This is a genomic window from Mesorhizobium sp. M0815 (genome assembly GCF_040319995.1).
GTDB lineage: Bacteria > Pseudomonadota > Alphaproteobacteria > Rhizobiales > Rhizobiaceae > Mesorhizobium.
In genome coordinates this window covers 66414-79971 of record NZ_JAMYOU010000012.1, presented here as the reverse complement: position 1 = coordinate 79971, position 13558 = coordinate 66414, and the positions used below count along the sequence as shown (strand labels likewise).

The following is a 13558-nucleotide window of genomic DNA, read 5'->3' as shown; positions in this document are numbered from 1 at the left end:
CTCTTCCTTTCATACCTAAATAAATACAAATGCCGGAGGAATTTTTCCGGAAGTTCTTCAAACAATTTTTGAGGTGCACCGGGATCGTATCATCGTTCTGCAAATAACTATAGAAAAGTAATTTTGCGTTGGTAGGGGTAAGAGGCCGGAATCTTCTTGAATAAGCCGCATTTTCGGACTAATGGTATGAAACCGTTTTTGGGTCATGCTTGGGCCCTCGCGGCGTCAGGGTTCTCGGCCCGCCAAACTGATCCAAATCGCCGACACCTGGTACCGCAATGCAGGCTCCGCTTTCGGAGCCAGGCCGGAAAGAAACTTCAAGGCACGAGAATGTCTGCCCGCACCACTCATTCCATCGCGCATTTCGCGGCACCTTTCGTGCTTGGCGGCCTGGATGGCATGCAGCCGGCCGGCGACTATGACATCGACCACGACGAGGAACTGATCGACGGCATGTCGTGGCTTGCCTGGCGCCGCGTCGCCACCTTCATCCATCTGCCGGCAAGGACGGTGAAAAGCCCGACCGGCCGGCTTGTCGCCGTCGACTACGCCGAACTCGAAGCAGCGCTTCGGCACGACCAGGAGAATGCCACATGATCCGCTTCCAGCAGAGTGCGCGGCGCACGGACACGCCCTCGCATATCTTCACCGTCGGCCAGACTGTTCGCATGAAGAGCCGCACCGGCCTTGCCCAAAAGACCGCGGAGCTGTTCCAGATAAAGAGCCGGCTGCCGGTCAAGGACGGCTCGCCGCAATATCGCATTCGCAGCGATCAGGAGACCTATGAGCGGGTCACCACGGAAGACAATCTCGAACCGGTCGACAACCCGGCCAACTGAGCCGAAAGCAATCCGCAACACGTATAAGGGATCAGAAAATGGCCAAGGGTCAACAGCGCAGCAATCGCGAGACACGCAAGCCCAAGAAGGACAAGGTGGCGGCAAAACCGGCCTCGCCCTTCGGCTCGGCGGTCAAGCAGGCGGAGACCGCTGTGAAACCCAAGTCCAAAGGCTAGGGTTCGATCGCACGACAATCTGCCTGGAGGCGTGCTTGAACTTCGTCATCGAGTTCTACCGCTCGCGCGATGCCGACGAAGCGATACTCGATCGAGTGTCGCTGGAGGCACCGAACCTGCGCGCCGCCCTGCAAGGCGCCGCCACGCTGCTTCACACGCTGATGATGCCGCAGATCCCCGATCGCCTGCGCATCTCCAACGAGGACGGCGCCGAGCTCTACGTCGGCCCCGCCGATGGTGCCTATCCGGACGAACAGTGAGGCCGGTGCGCTAGCACGGCCCATCATCGACCACCCGATAATCCGCCGCGCGGGCTTCGCATTCGTTGGGGAATGTGCGCAGCTCGCCATGGCGACGAGCGCAGACCGGGCGGTATTCGCGGGTGCAGAATGTCTGCTCCTCACCGCCGCCACCACCGCCGCGGCACTCGCCCTCGCGAATGATGCGGTATCCGGCCCGTTCGGCAAGGCAGGCATTGGCGAAGGTCTGGCGGTCGCCGCCGCGCCGGGCGCAGACCGGGTCATATTGCTTGGTGCAGAATTGCAGCCCCGGCCGTGGCGGGCGCGGCCCTGGCCCCTCGTCGACCACGACGGTGCAGGCCGCAAGAATTGCCGACAGGAACAAGATGGAAAAACCCTGCCGCGAGAAGATTGCCGCAAGAAGCCGCATGAATATTCCCTCCCTCGAAACTCCCGCCCCCGCATAATCGCGCCTGCATCGGGCCGATCCTCGTCAATCTCGCCATTCTGCTGCCAAATGCAACCCCCGTTTGTAGCCTGGCGCATGCAAACCAAGGCGGGTTGCCGGCGCAAGTCCAAAACAGCACCGGCCCAGCTTGCTGGACCATGCCTGGGTTGCGTCTGGCCGATGACCGCGCGGAGAACCAGTTCTATCGGTGCGATGCGTCGGGATGCGCCTGTTGGGCCGCCCGCGGCTCTATCTTGCAAGCATCACGTTTCCGTGCGATAAATTTTGTGTTCGGGCATTTGCGACCCGGAGAGCGGAACGTTTTGGACGACCTTTCCCCGATACTGTGAATCTCTGACAGCCCCGTTTTCGGCGGGGGGTTTTACCATGCGCCAATGCATGACTGCCGAAGCAACCACCGGGACTTGCCCACGGCGCCAGGCGGCGGGCGGAACCACCAAGACTGACACGGGTGAAGGAGTTTCCCCAATGGCCCAGACCGGCACCGTTAAATTCTTCAACGCTACCAAAGGCTTCGGCTTCATTACGCCCGATGGCGGCGCCAAGGATGTATTCGTCCACATCTCGGCGATAGAGGCTTCCGGGCTGCGCACGCTCGTCGACGGTCAGAAGGTCACCTTCGATGTCGAGCCCGACCGTATGGGTAAGGGTCCGAAAGCGGTAAATCTCCGCGCCGCCTGAACGGCGGCGTGCCGCGCGTCCTTTCGGGTGTGTGAGGATGCTGCAAGGCTTTTGGTGTGAACTCGAATTTTATAAAGGCGCGGCGGTTTTCGTCGCGCCTTTTGTGTTCCGGGATGCTTGCCGGCACCCGCAAAACTTTCTCTTGCCGATGGCACTAAAATAAAGGACAAATTTCCGTCCGGGCATTTGCCGGCCCGAGACTGGACTTGTGGGATCAAAGGAGCTTCCCATGCCGCAGACCGGCACCGTCAAATTCTTCAATCACGCCAAGGGCTTCGGCTTCATCACGCCGGACGACGGGGCAAAGGATGTCTTCGTCCATATTTCGGCCGTGCAGGCGTCGGGTCTTCCCGGTCTTGAGGATGGGCAGAAAGTGACATTCGACACCGAGCCGGACAAGCGCGGCAAGGGTCCGAAAGCCGTCAACCTGTCGATCGGCTGAACCAGCCCCGGACAGAATGGACGTGGCCGGTCTGGCCTGCGGTGTTTGCCGCATGTTTGAACCCCAGTTAAATGAACCGCTTGGTCAAATTTCGTTCAGCCCCCGTTCAGCCACGGTCGCATATTAATCTTCGTTAAAGCCGGACCGCATCCCCCCGAAAACGACCCGGGCCGGCACGAAGGAGACCGACATGAACGGAATTTTCAAGACTGCCATCCTGTCCGCCGCGGTCGTTGCGACCACGCTTGCGACCTTGCCTGCGGCCAGTGCCGATGAATGGCGCCATCACCGCCGCCACCACGGCCACGGCGACGCCGTTGCGGCCGGCGTCCTTGGTCTTGCGGCCGGTGCCTTGATCGGCGGTGCCCTCGCCAGCCCGCAGCCCCGCTATTACGACCCGGCCTATGATGATGAATACTACCGGCCTGCCCCGGTGCGCCGTTATTACGTGCAGCCGCGAGTAGCCTATGCCGAAAGCTATGCGGAGCCGTGGACCCGCGGCTGGTACGAATACTGCTCGGACCGCTACCAGAGCTTCAACGCGCGTACCGGCACGTTCACTGGCTATGACGGCGAACAGCATTTTTGCACCGCCAATTAAGACAGTTTTCCTGTCCTGAACAAAAGCGCTGCCCGGTGGGTGGCGCTTTTTGTTTTTCGCGGTTTTCAGACCAGGCCGGCTTTAGACCAAATAAGGATTGCTCCGCCGCTCCTCACCAAAACGGCCGCCGGGACCATGGCCACAGATGAAGCCGATGTCGTCGCCCAACGGCAACAGCTTCTCCTTGATCGAGGCGATCAGCGCGGCGTGGTCGCCGCCCGGCAGGTCGGTGCGGCCGACCGAACCGCGGAACAGCACGTCGCCGACATGGGCGAACTTCGCCGCCCGGTTATAGTAGACGATGTGGCCGGGTGCGTGGCCCGGACAATGGAATACCTCAAACACCTGTGAGCCAAACGAAACGGTCTCGCCCTCGGCGAGGAACCGGTCGGGGACACAGTTGCGCACGGGATCGGTGATGCCGTAGCGCTTTGCCTGGTTCTGGAGATTGGCGAGCAGCGGACGGTCGGCGGCATGCGGGCCGATGATCTCGATATCGAGCGCCTCCTTCAGTTCCATGGCCCCGCCGGCATGGTCGATATGGCCATGCGTGATCCAGATCGCGCCGGCAGTGATCGCATTGTCCTTGAGCGCCGCCAGCACCTTGTCGATGTCGCCGCCCGGATCGACGACGACGCCCTGTCTGTCGTCCATGTCGAAGAGGATGGTGCAGTTCTGTTGGAACGGCGTGACCGGCACGATGCCGGCGTTGAGCTGACCCATATTTGTCCTTTCACACTGTCGGAGCTCCGCGCGTCCCCTCGAACGCGTCAGGAAAGCTCTAACCTTGTTGAATCAGGCCCTGATGTAGAGACACACGCGGACGGCGTCCACCGCTCCCGCAAACGGCAAACGAAATGGGCGGCCGAAGCCGCCCATTTGAAAAGCCTGAAACGTCGAAAGCTTATTTCTTCATCGCGTTCATGACCGCACCGATGATGCCGGTCAGGATGGCGCCGCCGCCGGCACCGCCAACGATGTTGGGAATGTTCAACGCGCTGCCGGCCCCTGCCGCCGTGGCGGCTGCTGCCGGATCGACCGCCCCACCGCCCAGCAGGCTGCTGAGGATGGCCGCCCCGCCGACGCCGCCAACAGCGCCGCCCAGGATTTTGGGAAGCTGACCCATCGCCGCCGTCTTGATAGCCGCGCCCACCGCCTGACCACCGATGATACCCGTAATCACCTGAATAATGATCGGAAGAAGCGTGTTCATATCCATATTTCCAATCCCTCCATAGCTGCCAGCCTCCCGGGCCGACGCCATCATGAGACGCCGAATTGGACGAAAGTCAAATGCGCAAACGCTTAAATAAAAGGGGCGGCCCGAAAACCGCCCCTACTTGATAAAAAAGCTGTGACTTTCGTTATTCTGCAGCAATCGCGTGGTTGGGTTGAACGGCTGCAGAATAGTCATTCATCAGCGTCTTGGCGATCTCACCGACCTCGAATCGGTACGGGCCGATCTCCGAAACCGGCGTCACCTCGGCCGCTGTCCCGGTGAGGAAGCACTGCTGGAAGCCTTCAAGCTCTTCCGGCATGATGGCGCGCTCGATCACCTCCAAACCGCGGTCCTTGGCAAGGCCGATGACCGTGCGGCGGGTGATGCCGTCGAGGAAGCAATCGGGCTTGGGCGTATGGATCTTGCCGTCCTTGACGAAGAAGATGTTGGCGCCTGTCGCTTCCGCCACCTGGCCACGCCAGTCGAGCATCATGGCGTCGGCATAGCCCTTGGCCTCGGCGGCATGCTTGGACATGGTGCAGATCATGTAGAGGCCGGCCGCCTTCGATTTCGACGGTGCGGTGCGCGGGTCGGGGCGGCGCCATTCGGCCATGTCGAGGCGGATGCCCTTCAGCTTCTGCGCCGGGTCGAAATAACTCGGCCACTGCCAGATGGCGATGGCGCAGTTGATCCGGCTGTTCTGCGCCGAAACGCCCATTTGTTCGCTGCCGCGCCACGCGATCGGCCGGACATAGGCGTCCTGGAAACCTTGCTTCTTCAACAGCGTGCGGCAGGCGTCGTCGATCATGGCGACCGAGTAGGGTATCTTGAAGCCAAGCAGGCGCGCCGACTCATGCAGGCGTTCGGTGTGGTCGGTCAGCTTGAAAATTTCGCCGCCATAGGCGCGCTCGCCCTCGAATACCGCGCTGGCGTAGTGCAGCCCGTGGGTCAAGACGTGGATCTTGGCGGCGGCCCATTTGACGAATTCGCCGTTCATCCAGATAAAGCCGTCCAGTTGGTCGAAGGGAACGGATGCCATGGTAACCTCCCGCGGGCGGCAGCCCGCACATCATTGTGTCGTTGCGTGTTTCGCCTCGGCCGCCGCGGGCGGCCATTGTCTCAAAGCGTAGGCGGATATTTAAGGTCTGGCAAACTCAGGAAGTTCCGGAAAAAAGGGCTTCGTTTGCCTTTTCGTTCGCAATCCGCCGAAAAGCTTGCCAAAAATTACCATCGCGCGGAAAATACGTCAATAGTGCTGACATAATTTCCTGCTTCACACGGAGAAAAGATGACGAGCCACGCAGCCGCAGAGCCGATCAGGACGGCGATCACCGACGAGGATGGCATCGATTTCGCCATCATCGAGTTGTTCTTCTTCGCCTATCGCGACTTTACCTCCGATCCGGACCAGATCCTGGCCGACTACGGTTTTGGCCGTGCTCATCACCGGGTTCTGCATTTTGTCAATCGCCGGCCCGGCCTGACGGTCGCCGAGCTCCTCGACGTGCTCAAGATCACCAAGCAGAGCCTGGCGCGCGTGCTCAAGCAACTGATCGACACCGACCATATCGTGCAATTGCAGGGCCCTCGCGACCGCCGCCAGCGCGAGCTTTATCCGACGGCCAAGGGCCGTGCGCTGGCGCTGGCACTGGCGCGGCCACAGTCGCGCCGCATCCATGCTGCATTGGAGGATTCCGGAGCCACCGAACGCGCCGTTATCGAACGGTTCCTTGAGGCGATGGTCAATCCGGAACTAAGGGCGCAGATCGACATTGTGCCCGCAAAGATGTCAGGGAAAAGCCATGGAGACCATTGAGAGGGTTGATCATCCGACAGCACCGGAAGACGACGCGCCGCATCTGCTGGTGGTCGACGACGACACCCGAATCCGCAATCTTCTGAAACAGTATCTGACCGAAAACGGTTTTCGCGTCACCGTTGCCGGAAATTCCGGCGAGGCGCGGCGCAAGCTCACCGGCCTCGATTTCGATCTGATCGTGCTCGACGTCATGATGCCGGGTGAAAGCGGCGTCGATCTCACCAAGGCGCTGCGGGCGGAAAAAAACGTACCGATCCTGATGCTCACCGCACTGTCCGAAACCGACAGCCGGATCACCGGGCTCGAGGCCGGCGCCGACGACTATCTGCCAAAACCGTTCGACCCGCGCGAGCTGATCCTGCGCATCAACAATATCTTGCGCCGCGGCGGCCCCGCGACGACGCCCAAGGTCGAACAGCTGGTCTTCGGCCCCTATACCTTCCAGATCGCCAGGCGTGAGCTGAAGCGCGGCGGCGAGGCGCTCAAGCTGACGGACCGCGAGCAGGAAATCCTGGCGATCTTCGCTGCGCGTGCCGGCGAAACGATACCGCGGCATGAGCTTGTCGGCGACGAGTCCGAGGTCGGCGAGCGCACGATCGACGTCCAGATCAACCGGCTGCGCCGCAAGATCGAACGCGATCCGTCCAATCCGGTCTGGCTGCAGACCGTGCGCGGTATTGGGTATCGGCTCAGCGTGGAATAGAATGCCGCCGACAGCGGTCCTTTGCTGGGCCGCCGGTGAGCGAAAAGACGAATGGCGACCACGCAACTCGAACGGCCGGAAGATGGCGGCTTGAGCGCCCGCGCGACGCGGGCGCTGAAGGCCGTGCCGCGCGCTTGGAACCGTTTCTGGCGCCTGGTGTCGCTTTACATGCCGAAGCGGCTCTATGCCCGCTCGCTGATCATCGTCATCGCGCCAATGATCATGCTGCAGTCGGTCGTCGCCTTTGTCTTCATGGAGCGCCATTGGCAGACCGTGACGCAGCGCCTGTCGCAGGCCACGGTGCGCGACATCGCCGCCATCATCGACCTGATAGAGACCTATCCGCACGACGCCGACTACGCCAACGTCATCCGCATCGCCCAGGATCGCATGCAGTTGAAGGTCGACCTCCTGCCGCCAGACCCACTGCCGCCACCCGGGCCAAAGCCGTTCTTCTCGATCCTCGACGAGATCCTTTCGTCCGAGATCACCCGCCAGATCAACCGTCCGTTCTGGATCGATACGGTCGGCAATTCAAATATCGTCGAGGTCCGCGTCCAGCTCGAGAACAAGGTGCTGCGGGTCTTCGTGCGCCGCAGCCAGGCCTATGCATCGAACACCCATATTTTCCTGATCTGGATGGTCGGCACCTCACTGGTGCTGCTGATGATCGCCATTCCCTTCCTGCGCAACCAGATCCGGCCGATTCTGACGCTGGCCGAGGCGGCCGAGAGCTTCGGCAAAGGCCGGCCGATGCCTCGCGATTTTCGCCCGCGCGGCGCCGAGGAAGTCCGCCGCGCCGGCTTTGCCTTCATCCAGATGCGCGAACGCATCGAACGCCAGCTCGAGCAGCGCACCGCCATGCTGAGCGGCGTCAGCCACGATCTGAGGACCATCCTCACCCGCTTCAAGCTGCAATTGGCGCTGGCCGGGACCAAGGCGGCCGACACCCAGGCACTCGACCAGGATATCGACGACATGCAGTCGATGCTGGAAGGCTACCTTGCCTTTGCACGCGGCGAAGCATCGGAAGACGCCGGCCGGTTCGACCTCGAAGCCTTCTTCGACAAGCTTCGCGAGGAAGCCGCGCTGCGCAAGCGCAAGCTGTCGACCGTGCTTGCCGGCGATCCGCATGTCCATGTGCGCCCCAATGCCTTTGCCCGGCTGCTGTCCAACGTCGTCGGCAATGCATTCCGCTATGCCAAGACGGTGGAGATCAATGCCAATCATGGACGCGGTTCGCTGCTCGTCACTATCGACGATGACGGTCCGGGCATTCCGCCCGAAAAGCGGGAGGATGTATTCAAGCCTTTCGTGCGGTTGGACGAGGCCCGCAACCTCGACGCCAGCGGCACCGGCCTTGGCCTTTCCATCGCACGCGACATTGCCCGCAGCCATGGCGGCGACATCGTCCTCGAACGCAGCCCGCTCGGCGGCCTGCGGGCGGTGATCAAGGTTCCGGCTTGACGGGAGCGAGGCCGGCCTTCATCCGCCCGTCATGAAACCATGGTGAAGAGCGCCAATGAAGCGCGCGATCCTGATTGATTCGGCCCTGCGGCCTCATTTCGACCCCGCGCCTGCCCGGGTGCGCTGGTGCGAGGCCAGAGCGGCGGCGTGGTCGCCGTTCAGGCATCGCGGCAAAGCAATCAAGCTCTCCGCCAAGGGACCGCCATGCGCATCCTGATGGTCACCGATGCCTGGCGCCCGCAAGTCAACGGCGTCGTCCACACGCTGGAGCGCCTCTCGGAGACTTTGAAATCCTTCGATGTCGAGACGGACTTCCTGACGCCGAACATCTTTCGCACCCTGCCTCTGCCGACCTATCCCGACATCAGGCTGGCGCTGACGACGCCGCACCGCGTGGCGCAGCTGATCGAGGCACGCAAGGCGGATCACATCCATATCGTCACCGAAGGACCGCTCGGCATTATGGCGCGGCGCTACTGCCGCAACGCCGGCCGTCCGTTCACGACCAGCTATCACACACGTTTTCCGGAATATCTGAGCGCGCGTCTGCCGGTGCCAGAAGCATGGGCCTATCGCTGGCTGCGCGATTTCCATAATTCGGGACAGGGCACGCTGGTCGCCACCCAGTCGCTTGCCGACGATCTTGCGGCACGCGGCTTCACCAAGCTTCGGCCATGGACGCGTGGCGTCGATACCGATCATTTTCGGCCGGATAAAAGAAAGGACCTGGGGCTTCCGGGACCGATCTTCCTCTGCGTCGGCCGCGTCGCGATCGAGAAGAACCTGCCGGCTTTCCTCGACCTGGACCTGCCCGGCAGCAAGGTGGTTGTCGGCGAAGGGCCGGAATTGGCGAAGCTGAAGGCCAGATATCCCGATACCCATTTTCTCGGCCATCGCCCGAACGACGAACTGGCCGAGATCTACGCCTCGGCCGACGTCTTCGTCTTCCCCAGCCGCACCGACACATTCGGCAACGTCATTATCGAGTCGTTGGCCAGCGGCACGCCTGTCGCAGCCTATCCCGTCACCGGGCCGATCGATATTGTGGGCGACGGCATAGGCGGCGCAGTCTCGCAAGAGCTGAGGCAAGCAGCGCTCGCCGCGCTTCTCGTCGACCGCACCGAGGCGCGGCAACGTGCTATGCGCTACAGCTGGAAGGCCTGTGCAGAAATGTTCATGGAAACGGTCGAAGGAGCACTGGGTACCACGCGAAAACTGGCCGCCTGAGCAAACCGCAGTTAGAATAACCTGCCGCCGTCCGGCACCTTGTGCTCGATCGCGCCGAGGACGACGGCGCCCTCTTCATCGGGAAAACCGAGCGTCAGCACTTCCGACATGAATGGCCCGATTTGACGCGGCGGGAAATTGACCACCGCGAACACCTGCCGGCCGATCAGGCTTTCAGGTGTATAGTATTTCGTGATCTGGGCCGAGGATTTCTTCACCCCGATCACGGGACCGAAATCGATTTTCAACTTGATCGCCGGCTTGCGCGCCTCGGGAAAAGGCTCGGCCTCGACGATCGTGCCGGCGCGGATGTCGACGCGGTCGAAATCGGCGAAGCTGATCTCGGTTTTTCTCGCGTTGCTCGAACCCATCGACGGTCAGGCGTTTCCGTAGGTTTCGAACAGCACGCCGGCCAGCGCGTCCTTGGCCGAAGTCCCCGACCAGACGACGAACTGGAAGGCCTGAAAATAGCATTCGCAGGCTTCCAGCGCCGACGACAGCAGCACCTCGACCTGCTGGCTCGACGGCTCAACCCCACCGGCCAGCAGCAGCGACTGGCGGAACATGATGGCGCCTTCCTGCTCCCAGAGGTCGAAATGCCCAAACAGCATCTGTTCGTTGATCAGCGAAAGCAGCCGCATCACCTCGAGCGCGCGCGCCTCAGGCACCTTGATGTCGAAAGCGCAGGCCAGGTGCAGCGCCTCGTAGTCCTCCATCCAGGAGAATGAAACGTGGTAGTCGGTCCAGCTTCCGGCGACCGAGATCGAGATCTCGTCATCGCCGGCCCGCTCGAAGGACCAATCGTTGTTGTGCGCCACCTGCTCGATAACATCCACCGGATGGATTTCGCGGGAGAATTCGAGTTCGAGAAGTTCCATGAAATGCTTCCTGTCGTTCTGGGAGCGCCACCACACGCTCCGCGGGAGAGGCACACTCGAACAATTCTGCCTAGAACTCGGACGGCCAGGACTTCGTCAACGCAAAGACCCCGGACCGGACCCCACCGCCCGGCGCATGACCCTGCTCCGAATCATGCAACAAATTCAGTCTATTGATCGGGAGTCGCGTGACCAGCCCAATTTTTCGCACTGCGTCATTCGCATGTGGAAAGGCGCTGTCGGAAAGATCCACGCAGTACCGGTAAGCGATTCACGACAAAGCGCTTTTTGCGATCCGGCTTTGTGGAAAAGTTTAACGAATATTTTTATTATTTTTTTGCACGCGGCTTTGCCGAAGCCGCAGGCGCTGCCTGACCGGTCATTTCGGCAAGCTTGGCCTCGAGCGCTTCGATGCGAGCAGCGAGGCGGGTGTTTTCTTCCCTGGCCTTCGCCGCCATGTCGCGAGCGGCCTCGAATTCCTCGCGCTGCACGACGTCCATGGAGTTGAGTATCCGCTCGGCCTGGCCCCTGAAGGCGGTCTCCACCTCGCGCCGCACGCCTTGCGCGGCACCGGCTGCGTCGGTCATCAGCTTGGCGAATTCATCGAGAATGCGGTTCGGTCCGGTCGCCATGGCAAATCCTCGCTTGGTCGAATTGACGTAGTGGCGCACGATGCGGAATGCAAGGATATGCTCGCCTTGACCCTGCCAAAACCCTGCCGCATGGTCCGCGCCCGAACCTGACCGGAACCGGGAGACCCTGTTGAGCGAATATTTGCTGCCGCTGGCTGCCCTGCCCTTCCCCAACATCGATCCGGTCATCGTCCGGATCGGACCGCTGGCGGTGCATTGGTACGGCGTCGGCTACATCGTCGGCATCCTGTTCGCCTGGTGGTATGCCAAGCGCCTCGTCACCAACCCGAAACTCTGGCCCGACGGCACCCTGCCGATGAAGCCCGTGGATCTCGACGACTTCATCGTCTGGGCGGCCATCGGCGTGGTGCTCGGCGGACGCACCGGCTACGTGTTGTTCTACGACCTGCCGCGTTACATCGCCAATCCGCTCGATGTCGTCGCCGTCTGGCAGGGCGGCATGTCGTTTCATGGCGGCCTGCTCGGCGTCATTCTCGCCATGACGCTGTTTTCCCGGGCGCGTGGCATCCGCACATGGTCGCTGTTCGACGTTGTTGCCGCCGGCGTGCCGGTGGGGCTTGGCCTCGTTCGCCTGGCAAACTTCATCAATTCCGAACTATGGGGCCGACCGACCGACGTTCCATGGGCATTCGAATTCCCCAATGGCGGCCCATTTGCACGCCATCCGAGCCAGATCTACGAGGCGCTGCTCGAAGGGCTGGTGTTGTTCCTTGTCCTGCGCTTTCTCACTCATTCGCGGCTCAAGCTGAAGACGCCGCGCTTCGTCGGCGGCGCCTTCATTGCCGGCTATGGCGCCTCGCGCGTCTTCGTCGAATTCTTCCGCGAGCCCGACCAGCAGCTCGGCTATCTCCTTGGCACGAGCTGGCTCACCATGGGCATGGTGCTGTCGCTGCCGATGGTGCTGGCCGGCATCTGGGCGATGGCTACAGCCAAGCCGGTGACAAAACCGCAGCCCGCATGACGCCGCTGAAGACACGCATCGCCGAGCTGATCGGTGCGGTGGGACCGATCCCCATCAGCGAATACATGGCGCTCTGCCTGTTCGATCCGCAGGACGGCTATTATAAGACACGCGAGCCGTTCGGCGCCGCCGGCGACTTCGTCACCGCGCCGGAGATCAGCCAGATGTTTGGCGAGCTGGTCGCCGTCTGGCTCTACCAGGCATGGCTGGCGATCGGCCGGCCGACGCCGGTCGCCATCGCCGAAATAGGCCCCGGCCGCGGCACGCTGATGAGAGATATGCTGCGCACGCTTTCGCGGCTCGATCCGACGCTTACCGCCAGCGCATCATTCGCCTTGATCGAGACCAGTCCGCGGTTGACCGAGGTCCAGAAACGGACGCTTGCCGGGACGTCGGCCACCATCGCCTGGAATGAAACCATCGACACACTACCGCAGGGGCAGCTTCTGATTGTTGGCAACGAGCTGTTTGACGCGGTGCCTATTCGCCAGTTCGTCCGCGCCGGAGCCGGCTGGCGCGAACGGATGATCGGTCTCGACGATGCGAACCGGCTGCGCTTTTTCGTCGGCGCCGGCTCGCTCGATCCGATGCTGCTGCCGGAGGGTGCCGAGAATGCGCCGCAAGGTGCGATCGTCGAGGTGGCGCCGGCCCGCGCCGCTCTGATGGCGGCCATCGCCGGGCGACTTGCCGGATTTGGCGGCGCCGGCCTGTTTCTCGACTACGGTCACCTCCAGCCCGGCATCGGCGACACCTTGCAGGCCTTGCGCAAGCACGATCATGAGGACGTGCTGGCCAATCCGGGGGAGGCCGATCTCACCGCCCATGTCGATTTCGCTGCCCTCGCGGCAACCGTTCGGGCACACAGCCTCGATGCCCACCTCTCCACGCAAGGTGAATTCCTGCTCAAAATGGGGCTTCTCGAACGAGCTGGCCGGCTCGGCGCCAATGCCGATCAGGCAGCTCGTGAAAAGATCGCGGCCGACGTCGAGCGCCTCGCCGGTCAGCAGGCCATGGGCGAGCTCTTCAAGGTGCTTGCCATCCTTCCTTCCGGCATTGCCGTTCCGCCGTTCGCAAGCGCGGATTGACTTTTCGCTGCCGCCTCTACCACTCTCCCCTCTCCGGCCGCGCCCGACATCAACTGCACTCGCCTTCAACTGCGCCGCCTTCAACTCGCCTACCTTCAA

At 62.0% G+C, this 13558-nt stretch carries 20 protein-coding genes; 13 read left to right on the top strand and 7 right to left on the bottom strand.

Features of this window, described 5'->3' with window-relative positions; genetic code table 11:
• Positions 1-330: 330 nt before the first annotated feature.
• Genes NKI01_RS15480 through NKI01_RS15465 form a run of 4 tightly spaced genes read left to right on the top strand, consistent with a single transcriptional unit; the run spans position 331 to position 1275 of the window.
• Positions 331-597 (top strand): hypothetical protein, encoded by a 267-nt coding sequence (locus NKI01_RS15480; RefSeq protein WP_352815424.1) that lies wholly within the window; start codon positions 331-333, stop codon positions 595-597.
• On the top strand, positions 594-839 hold the full coding sequence (locus NKI01_RS15475; RefSeq protein ID WP_023719174.1) for a hypothetical protein: 246 nt from the start codon (positions 594-596) through the stop codon (positions 837-839). The genes NKI01_RS15480 and NKI01_RS15475 overlap by 4 nt, the downstream gene beginning before the upstream one ends.
• 38 nt (positions 840-877) lie before the next feature.
• A complete protein-coding gene (locus NKI01_RS15470) occupies positions 878-1015 on the top strand; it encodes a hypothetical protein (RefSeq protein WP_023719175.1) in 138 nt (45 codons plus the stop codon).
• 35 nt (positions 1016-1050) lie between these two features.
• Positions 1051-1275: a hypothetical protein gene (locus tag NKI01_RS15465; RefSeq protein ID WP_292661267.1), complete on the top strand. Its 225-nt coding sequence runs from the start codon at positions 1051-1053 to the stop codon at positions 1273-1275.
• 10 nt (positions 1276-1285) lie between these two features.
• Here NKI01_RS15465 and NKI01_RS15460 read toward each other — a convergent pair whose 3' ends face one another.
• The gene (locus NKI01_RS15460; protein WP_352894579.1) at positions 1286-1684 is read right to left on the bottom strand and encodes a Kazal-type serine protease inhibitor family protein; all 399 of its coding nucleotides are present in this window, start codon (positions 1682-1684) and stop codon (positions 1286-1288) included.
• Positions 1685-2191: 507 nt separating this feature from the next.
• Between NKI01_RS15460 and NKI01_RS15455 the strand changes: the two genes are divergently transcribed.
• The 3 genes from NKI01_RS15455 (at position 2192) to NKI01_RS15445 (ending at position 3447) form a co-directional block, all read left to right on the top strand.
• Positions 2192-2404 carry a cold-shock protein gene (locus tag NKI01_RS15455; protein WP_006202520.1) on the top strand — a complete coding sequence of 71 codons (213 nt, stop codon included), beginning with the start codon at positions 2192-2194 and terminating at the stop codon, positions 2402-2404.
• 229 nt (positions 2405-2633) lie between these two features.
• Entirely contained in the window at positions 2634-2846 is a 213-nt protein-coding gene (locus NKI01_RS15450) for a cold-shock protein (protein WP_006202521.1), read from the top strand.
• A 190-nt stretch (positions 2847-3036) separates the two neighbouring features.
• The gene (locus NKI01_RS15445) at positions 3037-3447 is read left to right on the top strand and encodes a BA14K family protein (protein WP_023719178.1); all 411 of its coding nucleotides are present in this window, start codon (positions 3037-3039) and stop codon (positions 3445-3447) included.
• A gap of 81 nt (positions 3448-3528) precedes the next feature.
• On the opposite strand, the gene NKI01_RS15440 is transcribed toward NKI01_RS15445, so the two are convergent.
• The 3 genes from NKI01_RS15440 to NKI01_RS15430 form a co-directional block, all read right to left on the bottom strand.
• Positions 3529-4170, bottom strand: coding sequence for an MBL fold metallo-hydrolase (locus tag NKI01_RS15440; RefSeq protein ID WP_023719179.1), 642 nt, complete (start codon positions 4168-4170; stop codon positions 3529-3531).
• Positions 4171-4351: 181 nt separating this feature from the next.
• Positions 4352-4666 carry a hypothetical protein gene (locus NKI01_RS15435; RefSeq protein WP_023719180.1) on the bottom strand — a complete coding sequence of 105 codons (315 nt, stop codon included), beginning with the start codon at positions 4664-4666 and terminating at the stop codon, positions 4352-4354.
• Between the two features lie 145 nt (positions 4667-4811).
• Positions 4812-5705 (bottom strand): branched-chain amino acid aminotransferase, encoded by an 894-nt coding sequence (locus tag NKI01_RS15430; RefSeq protein WP_352483089.1) that lies wholly within the window; start codon positions 5703-5705, stop codon positions 4812-4814.
• A 249-nt stretch (positions 5706-5954) separates the two neighbouring features.
• Between NKI01_RS15430 and NKI01_RS15425 the strand changes: the two genes are divergently transcribed.
• From NKI01_RS15425 to NKI01_RS15410, 4 genes are all read left to right on the top strand, one after another.
• Positions 5955-6482, top strand: a complete 528-nt coding sequence (locus tag NKI01_RS15425; protein WP_023719182.1) for a MarR family winged helix-turn-helix transcriptional regulator — start codon at positions 5955-5957, stop codon at positions 6480-6482.
• Complete coding sequence (locus tag NKI01_RS15420) at positions 6469-7188, top strand: response regulator (RefSeq protein ID WP_023719183.1); 720 nt, start codon at positions 6469-6471, stop codon at positions 7186-7188. The genes NKI01_RS15425 and NKI01_RS15420 overlap by 14 nt, the downstream gene beginning before the upstream one ends.
• 51 nt (positions 7189-7239) lie before the next feature.
• Positions 7240-8655 carry an ATP-binding protein gene (locus tag NKI01_RS15415; RefSeq protein WP_023719184.1) on the top strand — a complete coding sequence of 472 codons (1416 nt, stop codon included), beginning with the start codon at positions 7240-7242 and terminating at the stop codon, positions 8653-8655.
• Positions 8656-8859: 204 nt separating this feature from the next.
• Positions 8860-9882, top strand: coding sequence for a glycosyltransferase family 4 protein (locus NKI01_RS15410; protein WP_023719185.1), 1023 nt, complete (start codon positions 8860-8862; stop codon positions 9880-9882).
• A gap of 11 nt (positions 9883-9893) precedes the next feature.
• Here NKI01_RS15410 and NKI01_RS15405 read toward each other — a convergent pair whose 3' ends face one another.
• From NKI01_RS15405 to NKI01_RS15395, 3 genes are all read right to left on the bottom strand, one after another.
• Entirely contained in the window at positions 9894-10253 is a 360-nt protein-coding gene (locus NKI01_RS15405; protein WP_352483084.1) for a tRNA-binding protein, read from the bottom strand.
• A gap of 6 nt (positions 10254-10259) precedes the next feature.
• Complete coding sequence (locus NKI01_RS15400; RefSeq protein ID WP_023678420.1) at positions 10260-10760, bottom strand: type III secretion system chaperone family protein; 501 nt, start codon at positions 10758-10760, stop codon at positions 10260-10262.
• Positions 10761-11089: 329 nt separating this feature from the next.
• Entirely contained in the window at positions 11090-11392 is a 303-nt protein-coding gene (locus NKI01_RS15395) for an accessory factor UbiK family protein (protein ID WP_023719187.1), read from the bottom strand.
• 130 nt (positions 11393-11522) lie between these two features.
• Here NKI01_RS15395 and lgt point away from each other — a divergent pair, with 130 nt between their 5' ends.
• Together lgt and NKI01_RS15385 are read left to right on the top strand one after the other, a co-directional pair.
• On the top strand, positions 11523-12374 hold the full coding sequence (gene lgt, locus NKI01_RS15390; protein ID WP_352483082.1) for a prolipoprotein diacylglyceryl transferase: 852 nt from the start codon (positions 11523-11525) through the stop codon (positions 12372-12374).
• The gene (locus NKI01_RS15385) at positions 12371-13459 is read left to right on the top strand and encodes a class I SAM-dependent methyltransferase (RefSeq protein WP_352910510.1); all 1089 of its coding nucleotides are present in this window, start codon (positions 12371-12373) and stop codon (positions 13457-13459) included. Before lgt ends, NKI01_RS15385 begins: the two co-directional genes overlap by 4 nt.
• Positions 13460-13558 lie beyond the last annotated feature (99 nt).

Excerpts from the sequence above, each read along its gene's own strand:
- NKI01_RS15430 (WP_352483089.1), bottom strand. The coding sequence starts at position 5,705 with ATGGCATCCGTTCCCTTCGACCAACTGGACGGCTTTATCTGGATGAAC.
- NKI01_RS15400 (WP_023678420.1), bottom strand. The coding sequence starts at position 10,760 with ATGGAACTTCTCGAACTCGAATTCTCCCGCGAAATCCATCCGGTGGAT.
- NKI01_RS15440 (WP_023719179.1), bottom strand. The coding sequence starts at position 4,170 with ATGGGTCAGCTCAACGCCGGCATCGTGCCGGTCACGCCGTTCCAACAG.
- NKI01_RS15415 (WP_023719184.1), top strand. The coding sequence starts at position 7,240 with ATGGCGACCACGCAACTCGAACGGCCGGAAGATGGCGGCTTGAGCGCC.
- NKI01_RS15475 (WP_023719174.1), top strand. The coding sequence starts at position 594 with ATGATCCGCTTCCAGCAGAGTGCGCGGCGCACGGACACGCCCTCGCAT.
- NKI01_RS15470 (WP_023719175.1), top strand. The coding sequence starts at position 878 with ATGGCCAAGGGTCAACAGCGCAGCAATCGCGAGACACGCAAGCCCAAG.
- NKI01_RS15480 (WP_352815424.1), top strand. The coding sequence starts at position 331 with ATGTCTGCCCGCACCACTCATTCCATCGCGCATTTCGCGGCACCTTTC.
- NKI01_RS15405 (WP_352483084.1), bottom strand. The coding sequence starts at position 10,253 with ATGGGTTCGAGCAACGCGAGAAAAACCGAGATCAGCTTCGCCGATTTC.
- NKI01_RS15395 (WP_023719187.1), bottom strand. The coding sequence starts at position 11,392 with ATGGCGACCGGACCGAACCGCATTCTCGATGAATTCGCCAAGCTGATG.
- NKI01_RS15455 (WP_006202520.1), top strand. The coding sequence starts at position 2,192 with ATGGCCCAGACCGGCACCGTTAAATTCTTCAACGCTACCAAAGGCTTC.
- NKI01_RS15410 (WP_023719185.1), top strand. The coding sequence starts at position 8,860 with ATGCGCATCCTGATGGTCACCGATGCCTGGCGCCCGCAAGTCAACGGC.
- NKI01_RS15445 (WP_023719178.1), top strand. The coding sequence starts at position 3,037 with ATGAACGGAATTTTCAAGACTGCCATCCTGTCCGCCGCGGTCGTTGCG.
- NKI01_RS15385 (WP_352910510.1), top strand. The coding sequence starts at position 12,371 with ATGACGCCGCTGAAGACACGCATCGCCGAGCTGATCGGTGCGGTGGGA.
- NKI01_RS15425 (WP_023719182.1), top strand. The coding sequence starts at position 5,955 with ATGACGAGCCACGCAGCCGCAGAGCCGATCAGGACGGCGATCACCGAC.
- NKI01_RS15450 (WP_006202521.1), top strand. The coding sequence starts at position 2,634 with ATGCCGCAGACCGGCACCGTCAAATTCTTCAATCACGCCAAGGGCTTC.
- NKI01_RS15435 (WP_023719180.1), bottom strand. The coding sequence starts at position 4,666 with ATGGATATGAACACGCTTCTTCCGATCATTATTCAGGTGATTACGGGT.
- NKI01_RS15420 (WP_023719183.1), top strand. The coding sequence starts at position 6,469 with ATGGAGACCATTGAGAGGGTTGATCATCCGACAGCACCGGAAGACGAC.
- NKI01_RS15460 (WP_352894579.1), bottom strand. The coding sequence starts at position 1,684 with ATGCGGCTTCTTGCGGCAATCTTCTCGCGGCAGGGTTTTTCCATCTTG.